At 34.5% G+C, this 19,232-nt stretch carries 15 protein-coding genes; 14 read left to right on the top strand and 1 reads right to left on the bottom strand.

The genetic code is table 11. From position 1 onward, the window contains the following. Window positions 1-69: 69 nt before the first annotated feature. Window positions 70-1,611, top strand: coding sequence for a WG repeat-containing protein (locus tag OTK00_RS10890; protein ID WP_045168812.1), 1,542 nt, complete (start codon window positions 70-72; stop codon window positions 1,609-1,611). Window positions 1,612-2,494: 883 nt separating this feature from the next. Here the strand turns inward: OTK00_RS10890 and OTK00_RS10885 are convergent. Further along, entirely contained in the window at window positions 2,495-3,739 is a 1,245-nt protein-coding gene (locus tag OTK00_RS10885) for an IS110 family RNA-guided transposase (protein WP_045168518.1), read from the bottom strand. Between the two features lie 510 nt (window positions 3,740-4,249). Between OTK00_RS10885 and OTK00_RS10880 the strand changes: the two genes are divergently transcribed. From OTK00_RS10880 to OTK00_RS10820, 13 genes are all read left to right on the top strand, one after another. After that, entirely contained in the window at window positions 4,250-7,087 is a 2,838-nt protein-coding gene (locus OTK00_RS10880; RefSeq protein ID WP_052670820.1) for an S-layer homology domain-containing protein, read from the top strand. A gap of 98 nt (window positions 7,088-7,185) precedes the next feature. Beyond that, the gene (locus OTK00_RS10875; protein WP_045168813.1) at window positions 7,186-7,749 is read left to right on the top strand and encodes a hypothetical protein; all 564 of its coding nucleotides are present in this window, start codon (window positions 7,186-7,188) and stop codon (window positions 7,747-7,749) included. 37 nt (window positions 7,750-7,786) lie between these two features. Then, a complete protein-coding gene (gmd, locus tag OTK00_RS10870) occupies window positions 7,787-8,875 on the top strand; it encodes a GDP-mannose 4,6-dehydratase (RefSeq protein ID WP_045168814.1) in 1,089 nt (362 codons plus the stop codon). 14 nt (window positions 8,876-8,889) lie between these two features. Continuing rightward, a complete protein-coding gene (gene fcl / locus OTK00_RS10865) occupies window positions 8,890-9,819 on the top strand; it encodes a GDP-L-fucose synthase (RefSeq protein WP_045168815.1) in 930 nt (309 codons plus the stop codon). Window positions 9,820-9,836: 17 nt separating this feature from the next. Continuing rightward, the gene (locus tag OTK00_RS10860; protein WP_082054595.1) at window positions 9,837-11,228 is read left to right on the top strand and encodes a sugar transferase; all 1,392 of its coding nucleotides are present in this window, start codon (window positions 9,837-9,839) and stop codon (window positions 11,226-11,228) included. Window positions 11,229-11,275: 47 nt separating this feature from the next. Continuing rightward, the gene (locus tag OTK00_RS10855; RefSeq protein WP_241765525.1) at window positions 11,276-12,634 is read left to right on the top strand and encodes a UDP-glucose dehydrogenase family protein; all 1,359 of its coding nucleotides are present in this window, start codon (window positions 11,276-11,278) and stop codon (window positions 12,632-12,634) included. Beyond that, window positions 12,631-13,560 carry a UDP-glucuronic acid decarboxylase family protein gene (locus OTK00_RS10850; RefSeq protein WP_045168817.1) on the top strand — a complete coding sequence of 310 codons (930 nt, stop codon included), beginning with the start codon at window positions 12,631-12,633 and terminating at the stop codon, window positions 13,558-13,560. The genes OTK00_RS10855 and OTK00_RS10850 overlap by 4 nt, the downstream gene beginning before the upstream one ends. A 28-nt stretch (window positions 13,561-13,588) precedes the next feature. Beyond that, on the top strand, window positions 13,589-14,332 hold the full coding sequence (locus OTK00_RS10845; protein WP_045168818.1) for a WecB/TagA/CpsF family glycosyltransferase: 744 nt from the start codon (window positions 13,589-13,591) through the stop codon (window positions 14,330-14,332). A gap of 33 nt (window positions 14,333-14,365) precedes the next feature. Beyond that, window positions 14,366-14,494, top strand: coding sequence for a hypothetical protein (locus OTK00_RS10840; RefSeq protein ID WP_268760786.1), 129 nt, complete (start codon window positions 14,366-14,368; stop codon window positions 14,492-14,494). Beyond that, window positions 14,491-15,657: a glycosyltransferase family 4 protein gene (locus OTK00_RS10835; protein WP_045168819.1), complete on the top strand. Its 1,167-nt coding sequence runs from the start codon at window positions 14,491-14,493 to the stop codon at window positions 15,655-15,657. Before OTK00_RS10840 ends, OTK00_RS10835 begins: the two co-directional genes overlap by 4 nt. 176 nt (window positions 15,658-15,833) lie before the next feature. Next, a complete protein-coding gene (locus OTK00_RS10830) occupies window positions 15,834-16,934 on the top strand; it encodes a glycosyltransferase (RefSeq protein WP_268760785.1) in 1,101 nt (366 codons plus the stop codon). Window positions 16,935-17,203: 269 nt separating this feature from the next. Further along, on the top strand, window positions 17,204-18,346 hold the full coding sequence (locus OTK00_RS10825) for an O-antigen ligase family protein (protein ID WP_157841004.1): 1,143 nt from the start codon (window positions 17,204-17,206) through the stop codon (window positions 18,344-18,346). 201 nt (window positions 18,347-18,547) lie between these two features. After that, the gene (locus tag OTK00_RS10820; RefSeq protein WP_045168822.1) at window positions 18,548-19,231 is read left to right on the top strand and encodes a YveK family protein; all 684 of its coding nucleotides are present in this window, start codon (window positions 18,548-18,550) and stop codon (window positions 19,229-19,231) included. Window position 19,232 lies beyond the last annotated feature (1 nt).

Genomic DNA, 19,232 nt, shown 5'->3' with positions numbered 1-19,232 from the left:
ATTTGAATCATACACAATTATTAATGTACAAGGCTTATAATTATCACAGCAGGAAGGGGGACTGACAAAGTGTCAAATAAGAAAAAAAAGGCAAAGAAGAGAAAAAAAACTGTAGAAAAGGTTTCAAAAGGCATTAATATGGTTTATTTAAAAAAATTTTTTATAGCAGTTGCAATTGCTGTACCAATGTTAATAATTACAGTGCTTGGATATAATACATACAAAGCAAGAATTGCAAATGGGTATTTCAAAATATCAAAAGAAGAGTTTGAAAATGTAGCAAGTGCAGGGAGCAATCTTATTATGTTTCAACAAAATGATAAATGGGGTATTATGGATAAGCGAGGGCATATTATTGTTAAACCCCAATTTGAAAGGATATTACCTGAATGTGAAAGGTTATTGCCTGTTAAAAGAGAAGGAAAATGGGGATTTATTAACATAAATGGTAAAGAGGTTGTTGATTGTAAGTATCAGAATGTAACGTCTTTTACAAAAGGAATTGCAGCGGTATGCTATGGCGGTAAATGGGGGATAATAGACAATACAGGAAGGTATCTGGTAAAACCACAGTATCAAGACATAATAATACATACAAACAAAACAATAGCAGCAAAAAAGAATAATAAATGGGGCATCATATCACTGGAAAATAAAGTTCTTGTGCCATTTGATTATGATGATGTTCAAGTCCTTGAAGATGAGGAAACTTTCCTTGTGAAAAACAAAAAAGGTTATAAGGTGGTCAAACCCAGATCAACTAAAAATGAGAAAATGTTTGAGAATTTTTATTTTAGTGATTTTAGAATCAATGTAAAGAATTGTCTGCCAATTATGATAGATGGGAAATGGGGTATTTTGGATATACAAACTTTTCAGCAAAGAGTTCCAGCTTCCTATGAAGATGCATGGTCACATAAAGAAGGGTGGATCGAATTAAAAAAAGGAAATAGAACATATATATACTTTAAAACAGGAAGGTTTTTAACACAAAGTTTTGACAGGAATGCGGTTATGCTCTCATCTGATAACCTGATATGTGTCAAAGATGTAGATGGGTTTATTTATTTCATTAATATAAACAAAGAGAAAATTGTCAACAGAGTTAAAGGTGATGAAATCACACAATTTAACGCAGGTTATGCTGCAGTTAAAGTCGGTCAAAAATGGGGGGTTGTAAATCAAAAAGGGGAATTTGTTATAAAACCTGTATATGATGCAATATGGTTGGGTGAAAAAAATTATATGATAGTCCAAAAGAATAAGAAATGGGGATTGTTAAACTTAAATGGTGATATATTATTACCAATTAGATATGATCTAATTGGTGAAGTAAAAAGTGGACTGGTGGCATTTCAGTTGAATGGGAATTGGGGAGTTGCTGATTTAAATACAAAAGAACTTGTTTCTGCAAAATACAATGAAATTATTATACACAGCAATAATATTATTTTTGCACGAAGAGATGTTAAATGGTTTATCCTTTTGAGAAAAGGCTATAAAGTTTTATCTTATAGCTTGAATACATCAACAATTTCAAAAATAAATGATAGTGTTTATGGTATCATTACACCAAACAATAAGTATAGGTTGTTATTCCTGCTAAAGTAGCCTTATATAACAAATTTTTCACTATCTAAAATTGGTAATATTTTGAGTGATTACAATACAGAAATAACGCAGCAGTTTGCGCATATGAATTAGGATAATCAATTGAATGAAAGCGTGCAACCTAATATGTCAGAAAATACAAATATGCCTTACAGATAAAATCCATTAGAGAAATTTTATGTTGAAAATATAAAACCTTTTTTTGTATAATAATAGAGTAGAAAATTTTGCGGTAAAACTTAAACTAAAAATAGTCAGCAAAAACAAACCAACAAATTGCAGCATATCAAGTGGTAATTTTAATGTGTCAGGGCTTCTAAAAAGTCCATAACAATGCTTGGCTGGAGAAGCGACAAATTTTTAAGTCTTCCTAATTAAAGACAATGTGTGGGAAATTTACTGACGAAAAATACAAAATTGAGTGAGGTGATGGGGGATAAAACTTTATGCCTTGAGGAAGTGCTAAATGAGGTTTAAATGCGCATGTACAGTGGTTTTGGATATTCCAGGGAAGCTTTTGTTGATAGGAGTGCAGCTAAGAGCCTGGTGTATTATTGGCAATCGTACTTGGATGTGCTGTACCTAATAGACATTACCTGAAAAGAAATTTCAACAAAGTAACAGTATATTATGCCCATCAAATTTTAGCCTTATTTAAATTTTTAGAAGCTTAAGTGAAACTCAAAATTTTTCAAAAAAAATGTCTATTTAATTACAAAATGTACTAAAAAAAGACAAACGGTATAATGTCAAGGGGGTTTTTTAAAAAAATTTTTTAGATAATTAGGGCAAAAAAGGCAATAGAATACCGAGCCGCTCAGCCTGGAAAAATTTAACTGGCAGCTTGTTTTGAGAAGATTATTAAATTAAGAAATGGGATTAACTAAGTATTGTAAACATCACCTCTTTCTTGATATATTTGACCTTTGCTGAGCATTGCAAAGATCAGAGGAATTAATCGTCTTGCGGTGAGGACGAGGGCACGTTTATGCTGATGTTTGGTAACCTCTGAGAACTTCTTGTTGTAGAAGGCTTTATAACGGACTGTGTGCACCCTAACACAGTTAGCAGCCTCAACAAGATAGTATCTCAGGTATTGGTTACCACACTTAGCCAATGAGGTTTCCTGGGCATTGAAATTGCCTGATTGGTATTGAGTCCAAACAAGGCCGGAGTATTTAGCTAAAGCAGCTTCATTTTTGAAGCGCTTGATATCACCGATTTCAGCGATGATGCCGGCTGCAAGAACATCTCCTATGCCAGGGATGGTGGTCAAGGTTTGGGAGAAAGCTTTAAGAAGTTTTGAGATTTCTTTGTCGAGTTTTTTAAGTTGTTCTTGCATAAATCTAATGTTTTCAAGAGTCATAGACAAAGCTAAGTCATTTGCCTCAGCCAACAGAGGATGTAATCTGTATGAACGATTAGCAGCGGTTTTAAGTATTTCAGCGATTTTATTGACATCTGATAATCTGTTGTTGCCGTTGTCAGATACAAATTTAATTAAATCTTCTAAAGGCATGGAAGCAATATCATCTGGGGTGAAGTTTTCGATGATAGCGCAAGATGCCTTACCGAAGATATCAGAAAATGGGCAGTCTTGAGAATAAGTGGAGAATTTAAGGTATATGAGATTGAGAGCTCTGTTTTTTTCGCGAGTTAGATTATGAACAAGGTGATAGCGCATTCTGGTAAGGCGTTGTAGTGCAGCATATTTGAAGTCAGGCAAAGGTGTTGGATTTAGCTTACTGAACCTGACGCATTCAGCAATAACGACAGCGTCGATGTTATCTGTTTTAGGCAAGAAAGTGTAGATCTTTTTAAATCCTTTGACGATGCTTGGGTTGAGCACGTAAAAGGTTGGTTTGTAAGGTAGTAATTCAGAAGAGGAAGCAAGATACAAATGCAGATGCCAACCGTAATGTGAAGTTGCTTCCATGCCGAATTTAACGTAGGACAGATTATACTGGCTGAGGCAGTCAATGACTCTTTTGATTAATTCATTAGCACCTTCTTGATCGTTAGGCAAGGAAAAGGGTTTTTTAATCAAGTGATTTCCGGCATCATCGATGAAGAAGATAGAATTTGACTGACTACTGATATCAATGCCCACGATTAAAGTATTTGGCAATTTAAAGGCCTCCTTTCTAAAGTGTGTGGTGTTAGAAAAAAGTTTTGCCCTTTATCCCTGGGGATTACATGTAATGCAGCCTCGCCGATATTAGAGCTACGGAGCAGTTTACAGGGTGCACACATCTGACATGCTCAAATCAGATGTGGTAAACTGACCGTGCACAGCAAACGAGTAAACATTACTCATGTAATCCTTTGGGGTTCAGTCTTTCTCAAGCTGTGGCGTGCAGATATCAAAGCACGTCCAGCAGGAGGTGGTCAAAAAATATCCAAATAAACTAAATCAGGCTTAAACTTTTTCTGATATTAGTTTACCAGAGATAAAGGGCAAATTTAAACTGTAGCAGTCAATTTTAATATTCAATTTTTTAAGAAGTGAATGTGTTAAGAAAAGCTTTGTTATCAAGGTCAGTTTCCAGTAATCAATTGGTACTAATAATTTAATGTACCAATTGAGATATGAAGTTTTAAGTGATTTGATAATCATATTATACGAGGAGGTAAAGTGATGAAAAAAATCAAGAGAATAGTTAGTCTTGGAATGATATGTGCGTTTCTACTGGTAAACATAATTGCATACGGGCAAAGTTCTTCCTATGACAACTGCAAGAGCTATACTGAAGAGATTTTGAGTAGGTTTATTTCAGCAGTTAAAGATTCAAATGCAGCCGAAGAGATTGCTGCACTTATTAGCAAGTTTGTAAGTGGTGAAGGTAAGCAATACTTGATAGACGCTTTTGAAAAGCTATCGAGTGGACCAGGGGCTGCACAAAGGCTTAAGGATGTTTTGGGATTGGATGAAACAGCGATAGAAAATCTTCTTTCCTGGATGGCAGGTTATCCACCTTCACAGAGTAACGAGGGGCAGAGCTGGTTTGTGAGCCTGGTAAATGGTACTGTTTCCCTGGATGTTGCTGCAGGTGATTTTGTAAATAAGCTTATAGAAATTGTGGGTGATGTGAGCAAAGCAGAGTATCTTTTGAAGAAAGTAAGAGATGGAATTATAATATTAAGTTACATTGGTAATGAGTATAAGCCAATTATATATGATGAGAAAGAAAATAAATTTTATGTCTACGATCATGGAGTTTATAATTTAATAGATCTTCTGAATACTCAGTTAACTGATCCCATTGAGTCAGCTGACAATAAGTTGGCAATAAGAGATGCATTTCAAATTATTGTAGATGCCGTCAATTTAGTTGGAAATGAACAGGAAAAAGTTGGTGCAAAACTTGTTTTAGATTCGCTCGGATTAATTTACACTGAAGTTATACCAACACCAACCCCAACAGAGACACCAGCACCAACCCCAACAGCAACACCAACAGAGACACCAGCACCAACCCCAACAGCAACACCAACAGAGACACCAGCACCAACCCCAACAGCAACACCAACAGAGACACCAGCACCAACCCCAACAGCAACACCAACAGAGACACCAACACCAACCCCAACAGCAACACCAACAGAGACACCAACACCAACCCCAACAGCAACACCAACAGAGACACCAGCACCAACCCCAACAGCAACACCAACAGAGACACCAACACCAACCCCAACAGCAACACCAACAGAGACACCAACACCAACCCCAACAGCAACACCAACAGAGACACCAACACCAACCCCAACAGCAACACCAACAGAGACACCAACACCAACCCCAACAGCAACACCAACATTGCCTATTGGAAGTCCAATTATTCCGGGTCCGATAGTCGGTCCTGTTGTCACACCTGAACCAACAGCATCTGTGACACCAACACCAACAGTAGCTCCCACAGAAACACCTGTATCAACACCTGTTCCAAAGCCAACAGTAACTCCCAAACCGACTCCTGAGGTTTTGACTATACCAGAGATTTTAGATAGAATGGATGAGACAAGTAAATCAGGTGATATTGATACATTTGTAACTTTATCACAGCAATTAGCGAATAAGTTGGCCAGTGAAAAGGATGCAAACAATGCAGTAGATATCTTTGAAAAAGTAAGCCAAACAATTGTAAATGCAATTGACAAGTTCAGCAATACGAATCAAGTAAAGAGCATAATTGATAATGCAGTTAATATTGCAAATGCTTTTGATAAAGTTGTACAAAATAGCTCATTATCAGCAGTTCAGAAAACGGTAATTTATGGGAAAACAAAAAATGAGCTCTACAGCATATTCGTAAAGGCATTTGCAATAAGTGCTGTTGTTCCAAAGATGATTGAAAGTGAAGATAGCATTACCTACTCAGTAGACAGCAGTTTTGTTGCAGATGCACTTTCAAAAACTTCATATATGAGCACTGTAGCTGGCAAAATAAAAAATGCGGCATTTAAGAATTTGATAAATATGATTAGTGGTGCTGTGCCAGTTGGTATAATGGGTGACAAAGAAGCAAACATTGTCATAGAAAAAGACGCCATTGAAAAGATAAATGGTGACAGCAAGATTACCGGTGTATTGTTGACTTCTAAAAACTTTGTGATTTTTGTTCCAAAATCAGCTATTAGTAGTGATAAAGTTGTTATTACTGTATCGCCGACAACAATTTCGGATGCTGTTTCACAGGCTGTTGCAGTAAGTATAAGTGCTGGTGATGAGATGCTTACAAAAGTGAATCCATCATTATCTATTGTTTTAATCTTGAATAAGAAGATTGATAAAGAGACAAATTATGCTGCTTACAGTGCAGACACATTAGGAACAGGTATTGTTCCTGGTAACTACGCAAAAGCTTTGAACAGTTTTATAGTAAATATAAATAGACTTGGCTCATACATTTATATTGGTAATTATTCCAAGACATATAAGGATGTTGATTCAAAGGCATGGTATTTTGAATATGTTCAATTAGTTTCTGCAAAAGGTATTACAGAGGGCTATTTGGATGGAACATTTAAACCGCAGAAGAATGTGACAAGAGCAGAGTTTGCAAAGATGATTGTTCAGGCTTTCCAGTTTGACGTGGAAGATCAGGAGGTTACCAAATTTAAAGATGTTAAGAAAACAGACTGGTTCTATCCATACGTTGCTACATTGTATAATTTGGGAATTGTAAATGGTAGAAGTGCAACGCAGTTTGCTCCAAATGCACCAATTACAAGAGAAGAAATGACAAAAATAATTGCAATGGTACTGTTGAAGACTGGTAAAATCTCGAATTCTACAGAGGCAAAATATACATTTACTGACAATGATCAGATTGCAGAGTGGGCAAAAGGATATGTATCCACTGTGGTCGAAAATGGAATAATGGAAGGCAGAGCAAATAATGCTTTTGCGCCCAAGAGCAATGCAACCAGAGCAGAGACTGCAGCGGTTATTATGAGGGCATTTCTCAAATAATTAGGTTGGAGTTACAATTTAAGAAAATTGTGAATAATATGTTGCCTTGAGGTCTCAGTTGATGAGACCTCAAGGCATTTTAGAAGGAAGTGGTAATAGTGACGAAAAAAAGGAAGACTCTTTTGATAATAACAATTTTAATCATTGTAGTGGGTATTCTGATAGTCGTAATGGTGGAGAAAACTGTGAACTCGATTATATCACCCACCATGGTTAAACAGTTAATGGAAGACGAAGATTTAAAAAAAGAAATTGAGAAGATTGCAAAAAATGCTATAACACCAGAAGAAGTGCAACGAGAAATTTATCGCACGCCAGGTATAAACGAAAAAAATGTGAATTCTAAAAATATTTTAGTGGAAAATAATCAATTTGATGAAGACTCAGTAAAAACACAAGAAAGTATTAGCAATGTTAATCAATCGGAGGTGCAAAAAAGTAATACAGGCAATATAAAAATAGCATATTCGGATCAGGTTGAAGTAATGAAAATTATCTTATCAGTAATGTCTATCTCTGAAATAAAAGAACTAACAAATATGTACAAGTCGGGTAAAAAAGCTGAGGCAATAGGAAAGTTTAAACAAATATTAAGTGCCAGACTTAGTTCCCAGCAGAAGAACAGATTGAAGGAGATTTATTACAAATACTATAAAAAGTAATAAATAATATAAATATTAGAGAGTAGGTGTTATAATTATGAAAAAGGCATTGATAACCGGCATCACCGGCCAAGATGGTGCTTACTTGGCAGAATATTTATTAGAAAAGGGTTATGAGGTTCATGGTATAAAAAGAAGAAGTTCTCTAATTAACACACAGCGAATAGATCATCTCTATGAAGAACCTCATTGTGAAAACAGGAGATTTTACCTTCACTACGGTGATATGACTGATTCAACAAATTTGATAAGAATAATTCAAGAAGTTCAACCAGATGAAATTTATAACCTTGCAGCGCAAAGCCATGTCAAGGTATCATTTGAATCTCCCGAATACACAGCAAATGCAGATGCACTGGGGACTCTGCGTTTGTTAGAAGCTATTAGGATATTGAAATTGGAAAGTAAAACCAGGTTCTACCAGGCATCAACGAGTGAACTTTTTGGCAAAGTTCAAGAAATTCCTCAGAAAGAGACAACGCCATTTTATCCACGAAGTCCTTATGCTGTTGCTAAGCTGTATGCATACTGGATTACTGTTAATTACAGGGAAGCTTATGGTATCTTTGCATGCAATGGGATATTATTTAATCATGAGTCACCTATACGAGGAGAGACTTTTGTAACAAGAAAGATAACTCGTGCAGTTGCACGAATAAGATACGGACTTCAAGATAAACTTTATTTGGGTAATCTTGATGCAAAGAGAGACTGGGGTTATGCAAAAGATTATGTACGTGCAATGTGGATGATACTGAATCATGAAGTACCTGATGATTATGTAATTGCAACTGGTGAAGTTCACAGCGTTAGAGAATTTGTTGAAAAAGCTTTTAGTTATGTCGGGATAGAAATAGAATGGATTGGAAAGGGTATTTATGAAAAAGGCATTGACAAGAACACAGGAAAAGTCCTGATAGAAGTGGATCCCAGATATTTCAGACCTACTGAGGTTGATATATTAGTTGGTGACGCATCAAAGGCAAGGGAAGTTCTGGGCTGGCAACCAACAGTTTCATTTGATGAGCTTGTTCAAATAATGATGGACTCTGATTTAAAAGAAGTTGAAAAAGAATTATTATTTAAAAATAGAGGATATATATACCAGCAAACTTATATTGAATAGAGGGGAATAAAAAAATGGAAAAAAGCAGCAAAATATATGTAGCGGGACACCGTGGTCTGGTTGGCTCGGCAATTGTAAGGCGACTTTTAAAAGAGAATTATACTAATCTGATACTGAAGGGGAGAGAAGAGGTAGATCTAACCCGACAGGAAGAGGTTGAGAGGTTTTTTGAAGAACACAGGCCGGAATATGTTTTTTTAGCTGCTGCAAGAGTTGGTGGAATTTATGCCAACAATACATACCCGGCAGAGTTCATTTATCAGAATCTTATGATAGAATGCAATGTTATTCATAGTGCATATAAATTTGGAGTAAAGAAGCTTTTATTTTTGGGCAGTTCTTGCATATATCCTCGAGATTGTCCTCAGCCAATGAAGGAGGAATACCTGTTATCGGGATATTTAGAACAAACAAATGAGGCATATGCTGTAGCCAAAATTGCGGGTTTAAAACTATGTCAGTTTTACAAAAGACAATATGGAGCTAACTTTATAAGTTGCATGCCAACAAACTTATATGGAATTAATGACAATTTTGATTTAAATACTTCTCATGTTATTCCAGCATTGATTAGGAAATTTCATGAAGCAAAGATTAATAACTATCCCTATGTGGAGGTTTGGGGTACTGGCAAACCACTTAGAGAATTTCTATATGTAGATGATTTAGCAGATGCCTGTGTATTTTTAATGGAGAATTATGATGACGAACTGTGGATAAATGTGGGGAGCGGTGAAGAAATTTCTATTGCAGAACTTGCTGAACTAATAAAAAAGGTTGTTGGTTACAAGGGTGAAATTGTTTTTAATTCAAAAATGCCTGATGGGACGCCCAGAAAGCTACTTGATACAACAAGACTTAAGAATTTGGGCTGGCAAAGAAAAGTTGGGTTAGAAGAAGGACTCAGAATGACATATAAATGGTTTATTGATAATTATAAATAAAAGAGGAGAGACCATAATTGATTGATGAGCTCAAGGCATTTAGAAAAATTGTTTATAACTTTACAAGCTTTATTTCGCTGAGCCTGTCTTTTTGTTTGGGGTATAAATTTAGATTTGGGCAGAAGGAGATAGTATTTGAGAAAAGTGACTATAAATTATTATATGTACTAATTTTTATTTTTCTATTACTAATTGCTTTTGGATTTTCTAAAGAATTAAATACAAATAAAATAACTGTAAGAAATTTATTTGTCCTGCATATATTGAAAAGAGCAGGGTTAATATTTGTTTATGTCGCATGTATAAGCTTGGTTATCAAGCTTGACTTAAGTAGAATTTTTATTGCAACATTTCTAATTGTTTATATCTTACTTGAAGCAATCTTTAAAATTGGTTTGCTAAAAGTTGAAAAACTAATATTTAAGTGTTCGACTGACTATTACATAGCAGTTATTGGAACAAAAAACCAACTAAAATTTGTAAAGTTGGAAAATATTTTTTTGAATTTGAACAAAGAAATGAAAACCAAAGTACATGACATTACAATTGATAATATGGATCAAAGTTCATATAATGCTGCGATTGAAATGCTAATCAATTTAGTAAAAAATTCAATAGTTGACGAGGTTGTGATTCTTGCATGTGATACGCTCGATAAGGAATTTCAACAAAAAGTGATCAACATATGCAAATTAACAGGGCGAAGGCTGAAGATAATTTTCCGAAATGAATTTGGCAATGAAAAGGTTTATTTTGCTGCTGTCGATGATAAGCTTATTTTTGAATTAAGACCGGTTGAAACCTCAACTGTATACAAATTTGTAAAACGGTTGTTTGACATAATATTGTCTGCAGCTGCTCTGGTTTTAACGTCGCCACTTTTCCTGCTTATTGCTATACTAATAAAAATTGATTCTCCAGAAGGACCGGTTTTTTTCATTCAGGAGCGAATTGGTTTAAATGGGCGCAGGTTCAAACTCATTAAATTTAGAACAATGATACCAGATGCAGAGAAACGAAAGAAAGAGTTAGCAAAATATAATGAAATGGATGGGCCGGTTTTCAAGATTACAAATGATCCACGAATAACAAGAATTGGGAAAATTTTAAGAAAACTTAGTTTGGACGAATTACCTCAACTTATAAATGTTTTAAAAGGCGAAATGAGTTTGGTAGGTCCGCGTCCATTACCAACAAGTGAAGGGATTGAGTGCGAAATAGAACACCAGATTAGGCATGCGGTGAAGCCGGGTTTAACATGCATTTGGCAGGTGTCAGGTAGAAACAGCGTCAGTTATTGTGAATGGATGAATATGGACAAAGAGTATGTTATGAAGAGAAACTTGCTTTTAGATATTGTACTATTACTAAAGACGATAATGGCTGTTTTGAAAATGACAGGGCGATAAAAATTATCGGACAGATTTTTTTGAAAGTGAGGTGATTTGCTTTGAATGTGTCGGTAATAGGTACGGGCTATGTGGGGCTGACAACAGGTTTGTTATTTGCATATTTGGGCAATAAAGTTATTTTTGTTGACATAGACAGACAAAAAATAGAGAAACTCAAAAACAGAGTTATACCATTCTATGAACCATATATTGAAGAGATGTTGAATTTAGTATACAGTAATTTGGAATTTTCTACAGAATACAAGGAGGCAATTGAAAAGGCTGATATCATATTCATTTGTGTGGGAACTCCACCTGATAAAGATGGGAAACCAGATCTAACAGGTTTAACAGCAGCGGCAAAAGAGATAGGAAGATATCTGAATGGTAAATTTAAAGTAATTGTTAACAAGTCAACTGTTCCTGTAGGAGGAGGAAATTGGGTTGAGTCAGTTATTAAAACCAACCTTAATGATAAGTGTAGAAGCAATCAAGGACATAACTTTGTTGTTGCCTCCAATCCTGAATTTTTAAGAGAAGGCTCTGCATTGTATGATGCCTTTTATCCAGAAAGAATTGTTATTGGTGCTGATAATAATCGGGCTTTTGAAGTTTTGCTGGAATTGTTCCGCCCAATAATGAATCAGAGTTTTAATCCACCTCCGTTTCTACCTCGACCCAACGGGTTGAGTGCTGTACCAATAATTACTACAAACTTAGTGTCGGCTGAATTAATAAAATATGCATCCAACGCATTCTTAGCGACAAAGATTAGTTTTATAAACGAAATAGCAAACCTGTGCGAAAAAGTTGGAGCCGATATTAAGGAAATTGCCAAGGGAATTGGACTTGACTCAAGAATAGGTTCAAAGTTTTTAAATGCAGGAGTTGGCTGGGGTGGCAGCTGCTTTGGTAAAGATACTGCAGCATTGGTTGAGATGGGCAAAGAATATGGACTTGAAATGCACATTATTGAAGCAGTTAGAAAAGTAAATTATCTTCAAAGGAAAAGAATTATAGAAAAGCTTTATGAAAAATTAAAGATTGTAAAGGGCAAAACAATAGGAATCCTGGGGTTGGCATTTAAGCCAAATACTGATGACCTGAGAGATTCACCGGCTATTGATATAATAAGAACATTGTTAGAGAGAGGGGCGCACTTAAAAGTACATGATCCTGTAGCACTGGATAATTTTAGAAGTATGTATTCCAGTTTGAATGTAGTGGTGAATGAAGATGTTTATCAAATGGTAGAAGATTGTGATGCATTAATTCTTGTAACAGATTGGGATGAGTACAAAGAACTGGATTGGGAAAAAGTGAAGAATATAATGGCAGGGAATTTGATTGTAGATGGGAGAAATGCATTGGATGAAGAACAATTAAGCAAGCTGAATTTTAAATATGTGGGGGTAGGGAGATGAGATATTTAATAACAGGTGCATGTGGTTTCATAGGCAGCAACCTTGTTGAGCGACTATTAACCGAGGGCCACAGGGTTATAGGGGTTGATAACCTCATAACAGGGAGAATTGAGAACATTGAAGAGTTTTTAAATACTTCAAATTTTACTTTTATGAATCACGATGTAATTGAACCTATTGACATAGAAGAAGAACTTGATTGGATTGTTCATTTGGCAAGCCCAGCGAGTCCTCCTAAATACTTGAAATATCCTGTAGAGACCATGAGAGTAAACAGTGAAGGCACTTTGCATTTACTTGAATTGGCTCGGAGAAAAGGGGCAAAGTTTTTATTTAGTTCTACCAGTGAAGTATATGGTAATCCTTTAGTTCATCCCCAAACAGAGAGTTACTGGGGTAATGTTAATCCCATAGGTCCTCGAAGTGTTTATGACGAGTCTAAAAGATATGCCGAAGCTCTGATTGCTGCGTATAGAAGAAAATATGGTTTATCAGTAAGAATTGTTAGAATATTCAATACCTACGGTCCCAAAATGGATCCAAATGATGGTAGAGTTGTTTCAAACTTTATTACTCAGGCACTTAAAAATGAACCCATTACAATTTATGGTGATGGGAAACAAACCAGAAGCTTCCAATATATTGATGATTTGATTGAAGGTATTCTAAGATTAATGGAGGTTGAATACCATGAACCAGTAAATATTGGAAATCCAGAGGAATATACAATAAGAGATCTGGCTGAGATGATTATAAAACTGACAGACAGCAAAAGTAAAGTTGAATATTTACCTCTGCCAGAAGATGATCCGGAAAGAAGGAAACCAGACATTTCTTGTGCAAAAAGAATACTGGGTTGGGAACCGAAAACTGCCGTGAAAGAAGGATTACTAAAAACCATTGATTATTTCAGAAAGCTAATCTGAATGAACTTTTGCCTTAGGTGGTGTGGAAATGAAAACATATTATATCAACAATATGAAACTTCATTCAATTTCAAAGAATGAATTGCTTGAAATTGTATCCAAATGGGCAGAAAAAAGGGAAAGCAGGGTGATTTGTTTTGCAAATGTGCACATGAACATAGAAAGTTACAAGAACAATCAATTTCAGCAGCTTCTGAATAATTATGCTGATGTTGTTTGCCCGGATGGAATGCCTCTGGTTTGGTGGCTGAGAAAAAACGGTGAGGTGTATCAAGAAAGAGTATATGGTCCGGAAATGATGCTGGAGATTTGCGAGTTGGCAGAAAAAAAACAGTACAACATAGGGTTATACGGGAGTGACAGCGACACATTGCATAGCTTGATAAGTAAATTGAAGATGAAATTTCCAGCATTGAACATAGTGTATTCATTTGCTCCTCCTTTCAGAGAACTAACAAAGGAAGAAGAAAAGAATATTGTGAAAAATATAAATGAAAGTAAAGTTCAGATTCTTTTTGTTGCATTGGGTTGTCCCAAACAGGAAAAGTGGATTATAAAAAACAAAGGTAGAATAAACGCAGTTATGCTGGGCGTGGGTGCTGCTTTTTCCTTTCATGCAGGTAAAGTAAAGCAGGCACCTCAATGGTTGCAAAGGCTGGGTTTTGAGTGGCTGTACAGATTAATCCAGGAGCCACGAAGGTTATGGAGGAGATATTTGTATACAAATTTTAAATTTATTTGTTTAATGTTACACAACCAGATAGCAAAGTAAATTGAAAGTGAACTTTTTCTAAGGGAAGGAAAATTGAGGGAATTGTTAATAAAATGTTTACATGCTGAAAGTGAAATGGAACTTTGGGAGGAAGCATGTTTTTATGTTTTTAACAAAAAAGCAATTAAAGGTAAATTATCTAAAGAGGAAGAGAAAAAATGAGAGTTTTACTTGTTCATTCATTTTATCGACAGTATGGAGGCGAAGATAGAGTATTCGAGCAGGAAAGAAAGCTACTTATTCAAAATGGGATTGAAGTTTTTGAATATACGTATCATAATTCAGAAATAAGTTTTTTTGATTTGCCATTATTAACTAAAAATATGATCTTTAACAGGAAAACATACAATGAGGTCCGAGAGGTTGTAAAAGAGAAAAAGATTAATATAGTGCATTGCCACAATATTTTTCCTTACATTTCACCTTCAGTATATATTGCTGCCCAAGAAAGTGGAGCAAAGGTAATTCAAACGTTACATAACTATCGTTTAATTTGTGCCAATGCAACTTTTTTTGACTACAAAAAGAAGAAAATATGTACTAAATGTTTGGACAAAGGAATTGGTGCAACATTTTATACAATTTGTTCAAATAACTGGATTAGAAATATTGCTATTGCCTTGGCAAATATGATTAATTATAAGAAAAATGTATTTGATTATGTTGATAAACTTATTGCATTGACAAGCTTTGCGCGCGATTTATTTATAAAATTTGGTATTCCTTACAGTAAAATAGCAGTTAAACCCAACTTTATATTTGTGGATGAGATAAATCCGGTCTGCACCAAAGAAAATTATATAATTTTTGTTGGCAGACTTTCATATGAAAAAGGGATAATGCTGTTATTAGAAGCTATGAAGCAAATTGAGAGAAAAATAACACTTTTGGTTGTTGGAGATGGTCCTTTAAGGCAGGATGTTATAAATTTCATAGAAAAAAACAGGTTAAACAATATAAAATATTTGGGAGCACAGAAGAGAGACAAAGTATTGGAGCTAATAAGCAAAGCAAAATTACTGATATTTCCAAGCATCTGGTTTGAAGGATTTCCAATGACTATTCTGGAAGCATTCAGCGTTGGAACTCCTGTTTTAGCAAATAATTTAGGCGGAGTATCTGAGATTGTTAAAGAGGGTGTGAACGGATACTTATTTGATTTCTCTGAACAGAATTTGCCTGACGTGATATTAAAAGTTTTAGATAACCTGGAAAAGAATGGTATGGAAGAGAGTGAGGGAAACAAGGTGTATATTGAAGATAGATATATAAGCACAAAAAATTGGGATATAATAGAAAAGATATATACAGAGGTTCTTAAATAAATTATGAACAAATATTTTAAAGAATGAATTAAAGTTGTTTTTTCAACTTGTAAGAAAAGGTAAAAAACAATTTGAAAAGAGGCGATATGATTTTGAAATACCTGATACTTTTAGAGCCGATTTTTAGAGGCAGTAGATTACAAATACTCTTTTACACCTTAAATTCTTTAAAAAACATGTATGATGAAATTTATATAATAACAAGGAAAGATTATTTTACAGACCACTTTAAGGAATTTTCAGCCAGGACAGAAGCCAAATACACCGTAGTTGCAATTGAAAGTTTAGATTTGAAAAACGCCTGGCTTAAAAAACTCACAATAAAAGAGATGAAAGCAGTGTTTAAAACTTTAAGAGATTTAATTAACAAACTAAGGATGCAAGATAATGCAAAGATTGATGTGATTTTTATGGCTTTGGATGATTATTTTTTGCCTTTTGTTATGTTACACGAATTTTTTCTGCTCAGAAAAAAAGGCATTAGGTATTTTGGGATAAGATATAGAATTCTTTACACCGGCACTAACACATTAGAGAAGATAAAGCAGTTTACCGTGATTACTTTATTAAAGTACCTGATTGCAAGAAAATTTAAGATATTGGTATTTGATGAACGGGTGCGGGAATTACCTGCTTGTGTTAAGAAGGGGTTTTATATTTTGCCTGATCCCTGGGAGGGTCCTTATTCAGGTAATTTAAGAGCCAGTGCCAGAAAAAGATACAACATAGGGGATGATAAATTTGTAATATCATTGATTGGAAGGCAGAACAAACGTAAAGGTTTTTCGTTTATTTTATTACATTTGGAGGATATTTTACAAATAAATAGAAATATTGTTGTTTTTATTAGCGGGAAAATAGAAAACCAGATAGAAGAGAATACATTGCGAAATATTGTAGGTAAATATCCGGAAAGGATTATATATATTGATAGGTTTTTAAGCGAGGATGAAATAGCATACTCTTTTGCTGTGGCAGATGTTATTTTGCTTCCGTATTCAAAAGAGTTTGGTTTTTCAAGCGGTGTTTTGGTAAGAGCGTGCGCTACAGGGGTTCCTGTAATCACTACTTCTCACGGATTGATTGGATACAGAGTAAAGACTAATAACATTGGCTTAACATTTGATTATGGTAATTTTAATAGTTTGAGAAGTTGCCTGGAGACAATTATGAAAGAAAAAAGTATATACGAATTGTTGAAAATGGGATGTAAAAAATTTGCTGAAAATAATACTGTTAAAGTTTTTGGCAATGTATTGTCGAGAGTAATGGAATAGCTGCCGGTTGTTTCGAAAACCACCCGATTGGATTGAGGCAGCTTTTGAAAGTCGGTGGGCTATTACATGTCCAGACAGTATAAATTTGCACAAATTTACGAAAGTTTGGGTGAAATGGAAATATGATCTATAAAATGAATAATATAAGTGTTAATACATCAAAAGGATATAGTTTGATTTCTTTTTACTGGATAATATTTTACTTTTTGCATTCAATACATCTGCTTTTTTTTAGGAAAGATCCTCAAATAGGCACATTAACTATCTTAATGGTTAAAATAGTATATCTGTGCATAGTTATCATATATTTTTCAAGAATAAGACCACTGGATAGAAATTACATGAAACTGAGTAATATACCGTTTGTTTTAATTTTATTTTTGGGATGGATGTTTCTATCTATTTTATGGACAGCAGCAAACTTTTTTTCAGCATTTGTATACTGGCTAACTTCCATGGCGGATGTTTTTACAATTTTATTTTTTTTAAAAACCTTTGAGATAGAAAAAGTTTTAGAGCATACTCTGAAGGGCATAATTGTGGGTGGCGTAATACTGGCTATAATTGCTCTCTTCAATGGGTTCAACAGTGTGGGCAGGCTTGGCAATGATGAATTTTTGCATCCCAATGTTCTGGGGAATTTACTATCGATGTCTTTAATTGGTAGTGTAGTTTGCATGTATGAGTATAGATACCGTTACAAAGGGTTTAGAGTAGTAGATGTAGTTGTGCTGAGTTTTTTAATGGTTTGCTTGTTTTTGACCATCAGTAAGACTGCAATTATAGCTTTTACGGTAACAATGTTGGTGCTTATTTTATTCAGCAGACTTACCTTTAAAACAAAGTTATTTCTCATTTTATTTTTCACTGGGGTTTTTTACATTGTGTACAGGTATTTTATTGGTGATTATATAACTGATTATATTGAAAATCAAAGATTAATTTCTACGTTAACGGGTAGGACAATAATCTGGCAATATACACTTTATATGATAAAGGAAAGATTACTTATGGGATATGGATTTTTGGCTTTCAGAGAAGTTGGACCACAGGTAGCAGCGGTGAGAATTGGAAGCGCTCATAATGATTTTTTAAATGTTATATTTAATTTTGGAGCTATTGGTTTGAGTTTATATTTATTTGTTTTTATAACATACATTAAAAAACTGTTAACCTGTATATTTTATTTCAGAGAAAAGTACGAAATTGAAACATTGATGGCGTTATTGTATTTTACTTATTTTTCTGTTCGGGGTTTGACAGAAGCAAACCTGACAACAATCAGCTTTAATTTACAGTTATTAACAATATTAATGTATTTACTAACATATATATTGAAAAAGACATCCGAAGATGGTATTGACATTAAAAGCGAATTTTTTAATTTAAAAACCAGACAAAATTATCAGTGAGTTACTCACATCTGATTTATTCTATTTTTAACCATTTGATTTTTAATAATAAAACAAAGGATAAAAAAGTTTTCTGAAGTTGTTGAAAAATGCACTTTTTTAATAGTATAATTATGTATGTAGCGAAACTATTAGCATGAAGCATGAATATGTCTATTTAACCAAAGGAAAAATACAATAAAAATAGGAGAGGATGCAGGTATGGAAATAAAAGAGTATGTATTAATTATTAGAAAAAGGCTTCCCTTAATAATTTCAACTACCTTGATTTCAACTTTAATTGCACTTTTATTGAGTTTTTATGTTCTTCCTCCGATTTATAAGGCAAGTGTTACACTCTTTGCGGGGCGATCTACAAATAGTGACGGAAATAAGGACACCATCCAAACTCTGTACAGTGATGTTCTGTTAGGTCAGCAACTTGTAAAAGATTACAGAGAGATAGCTGTAAGCCGAAATGTTTTAGAAAAAGTGATAAAAGAGCTGAATTTAAATATGACAACTGAAGAGCTTGGCAGCATGGTTTCTGTGCAGCTTAAAAATGATACCCGGATACTTATGATAAGTATTGAAAGCAGAGATCCAAAGATGGCCGCAACTATTGCAAATAAGCTGGCAGAAGTTTTTATAGAGGCGGTACAGAGAATCATGAAAATTGAAAATGTGCAAATTGTTGATAATGCTGTAATCCCCAAAAAACCGGAGAAGCCCAAAAAGCTCCTGAACACAGTGGTAGCTTTTGTAATAGGTTTGATGGGTGGAGTAGGTATAGCATTTTTTGTTGAATACATGGATAATACCATTAAAACACCTGATGATGTAGAGAAATACCTGGAGCTTCCTGTATTGGCTATTATAACAGATATGAATGAAGGAGGAAAATAGT

The organism is Caldicellulosiruptor morganii (assembly GCF_026810225.1).
Lineage (GTDB): Bacteria > Bacillota > Thermoanaerobacteria > Caldicellulosiruptorales > Caldicellulosiruptoraceae > Caldicellulosiruptor > Caldicellulosiruptor morganii.
This window is presented reverse-complemented; position numbering and strand designations above follow the sequence as displayed.

Bases quoted from the DNA above. Each gene is read 5' to 3' on its own strand.
- OTK00_RS10830 (WP_268760785.1), top strand. From the start codon at position 15,834: ATGTATGATGAAATTTATATAATAACAAGGAAAGATTATTTTACAGAC.
- OTK00_RS10880 (WP_052670820.1), top strand. From the start codon at position 4,250: ATGAAAAAAATCAAGAGAATAGTTAGTCTTGGAATGATATGTGCGTTT.
- gmd (WP_045168814.1), top strand. From the start codon at position 7,787: ATGAAAAAGGCATTGATAACCGGCATCACCGGCCAAGATGGTGCTTAC.
- OTK00_RS10825 (WP_157841004.1), top strand. From the start codon at position 17,204: ATGGTTAAAATAGTATATCTGTGCATAGTTATCATATATTTTTCAAGA.
- OTK00_RS10835 (WP_045168819.1), top strand. From the start codon at position 14,491: ATGAGAGTTTTACTTGTTCATTCATTTTATCGACAGTATGGAGGCGAA.
- fcl (WP_045168815.1), top strand. From the start codon at position 8,890: ATGGAAAAAAGCAGCAAAATATATGTAGCGGGACACCGTGGTCTGGTT.
- OTK00_RS10820 (WP_045168822.1), top strand. From the start codon at position 18,548: ATGGAAATAAAAGAGTATGTATTAATTATTAGAAAAAGGCTTCCCTTA.
- OTK00_RS10845 (WP_045168818.1), top strand. From the start codon at position 13,589: ATGAAAACATATTATATCAACAATATGAAACTTCATTCAATTTCAAAG.
- OTK00_RS10850 (WP_045168817.1), top strand. From the start codon at position 12,631: ATGAGATATTTAATAACAGGTGCATGTGGTTTCATAGGCAGCAACCTT.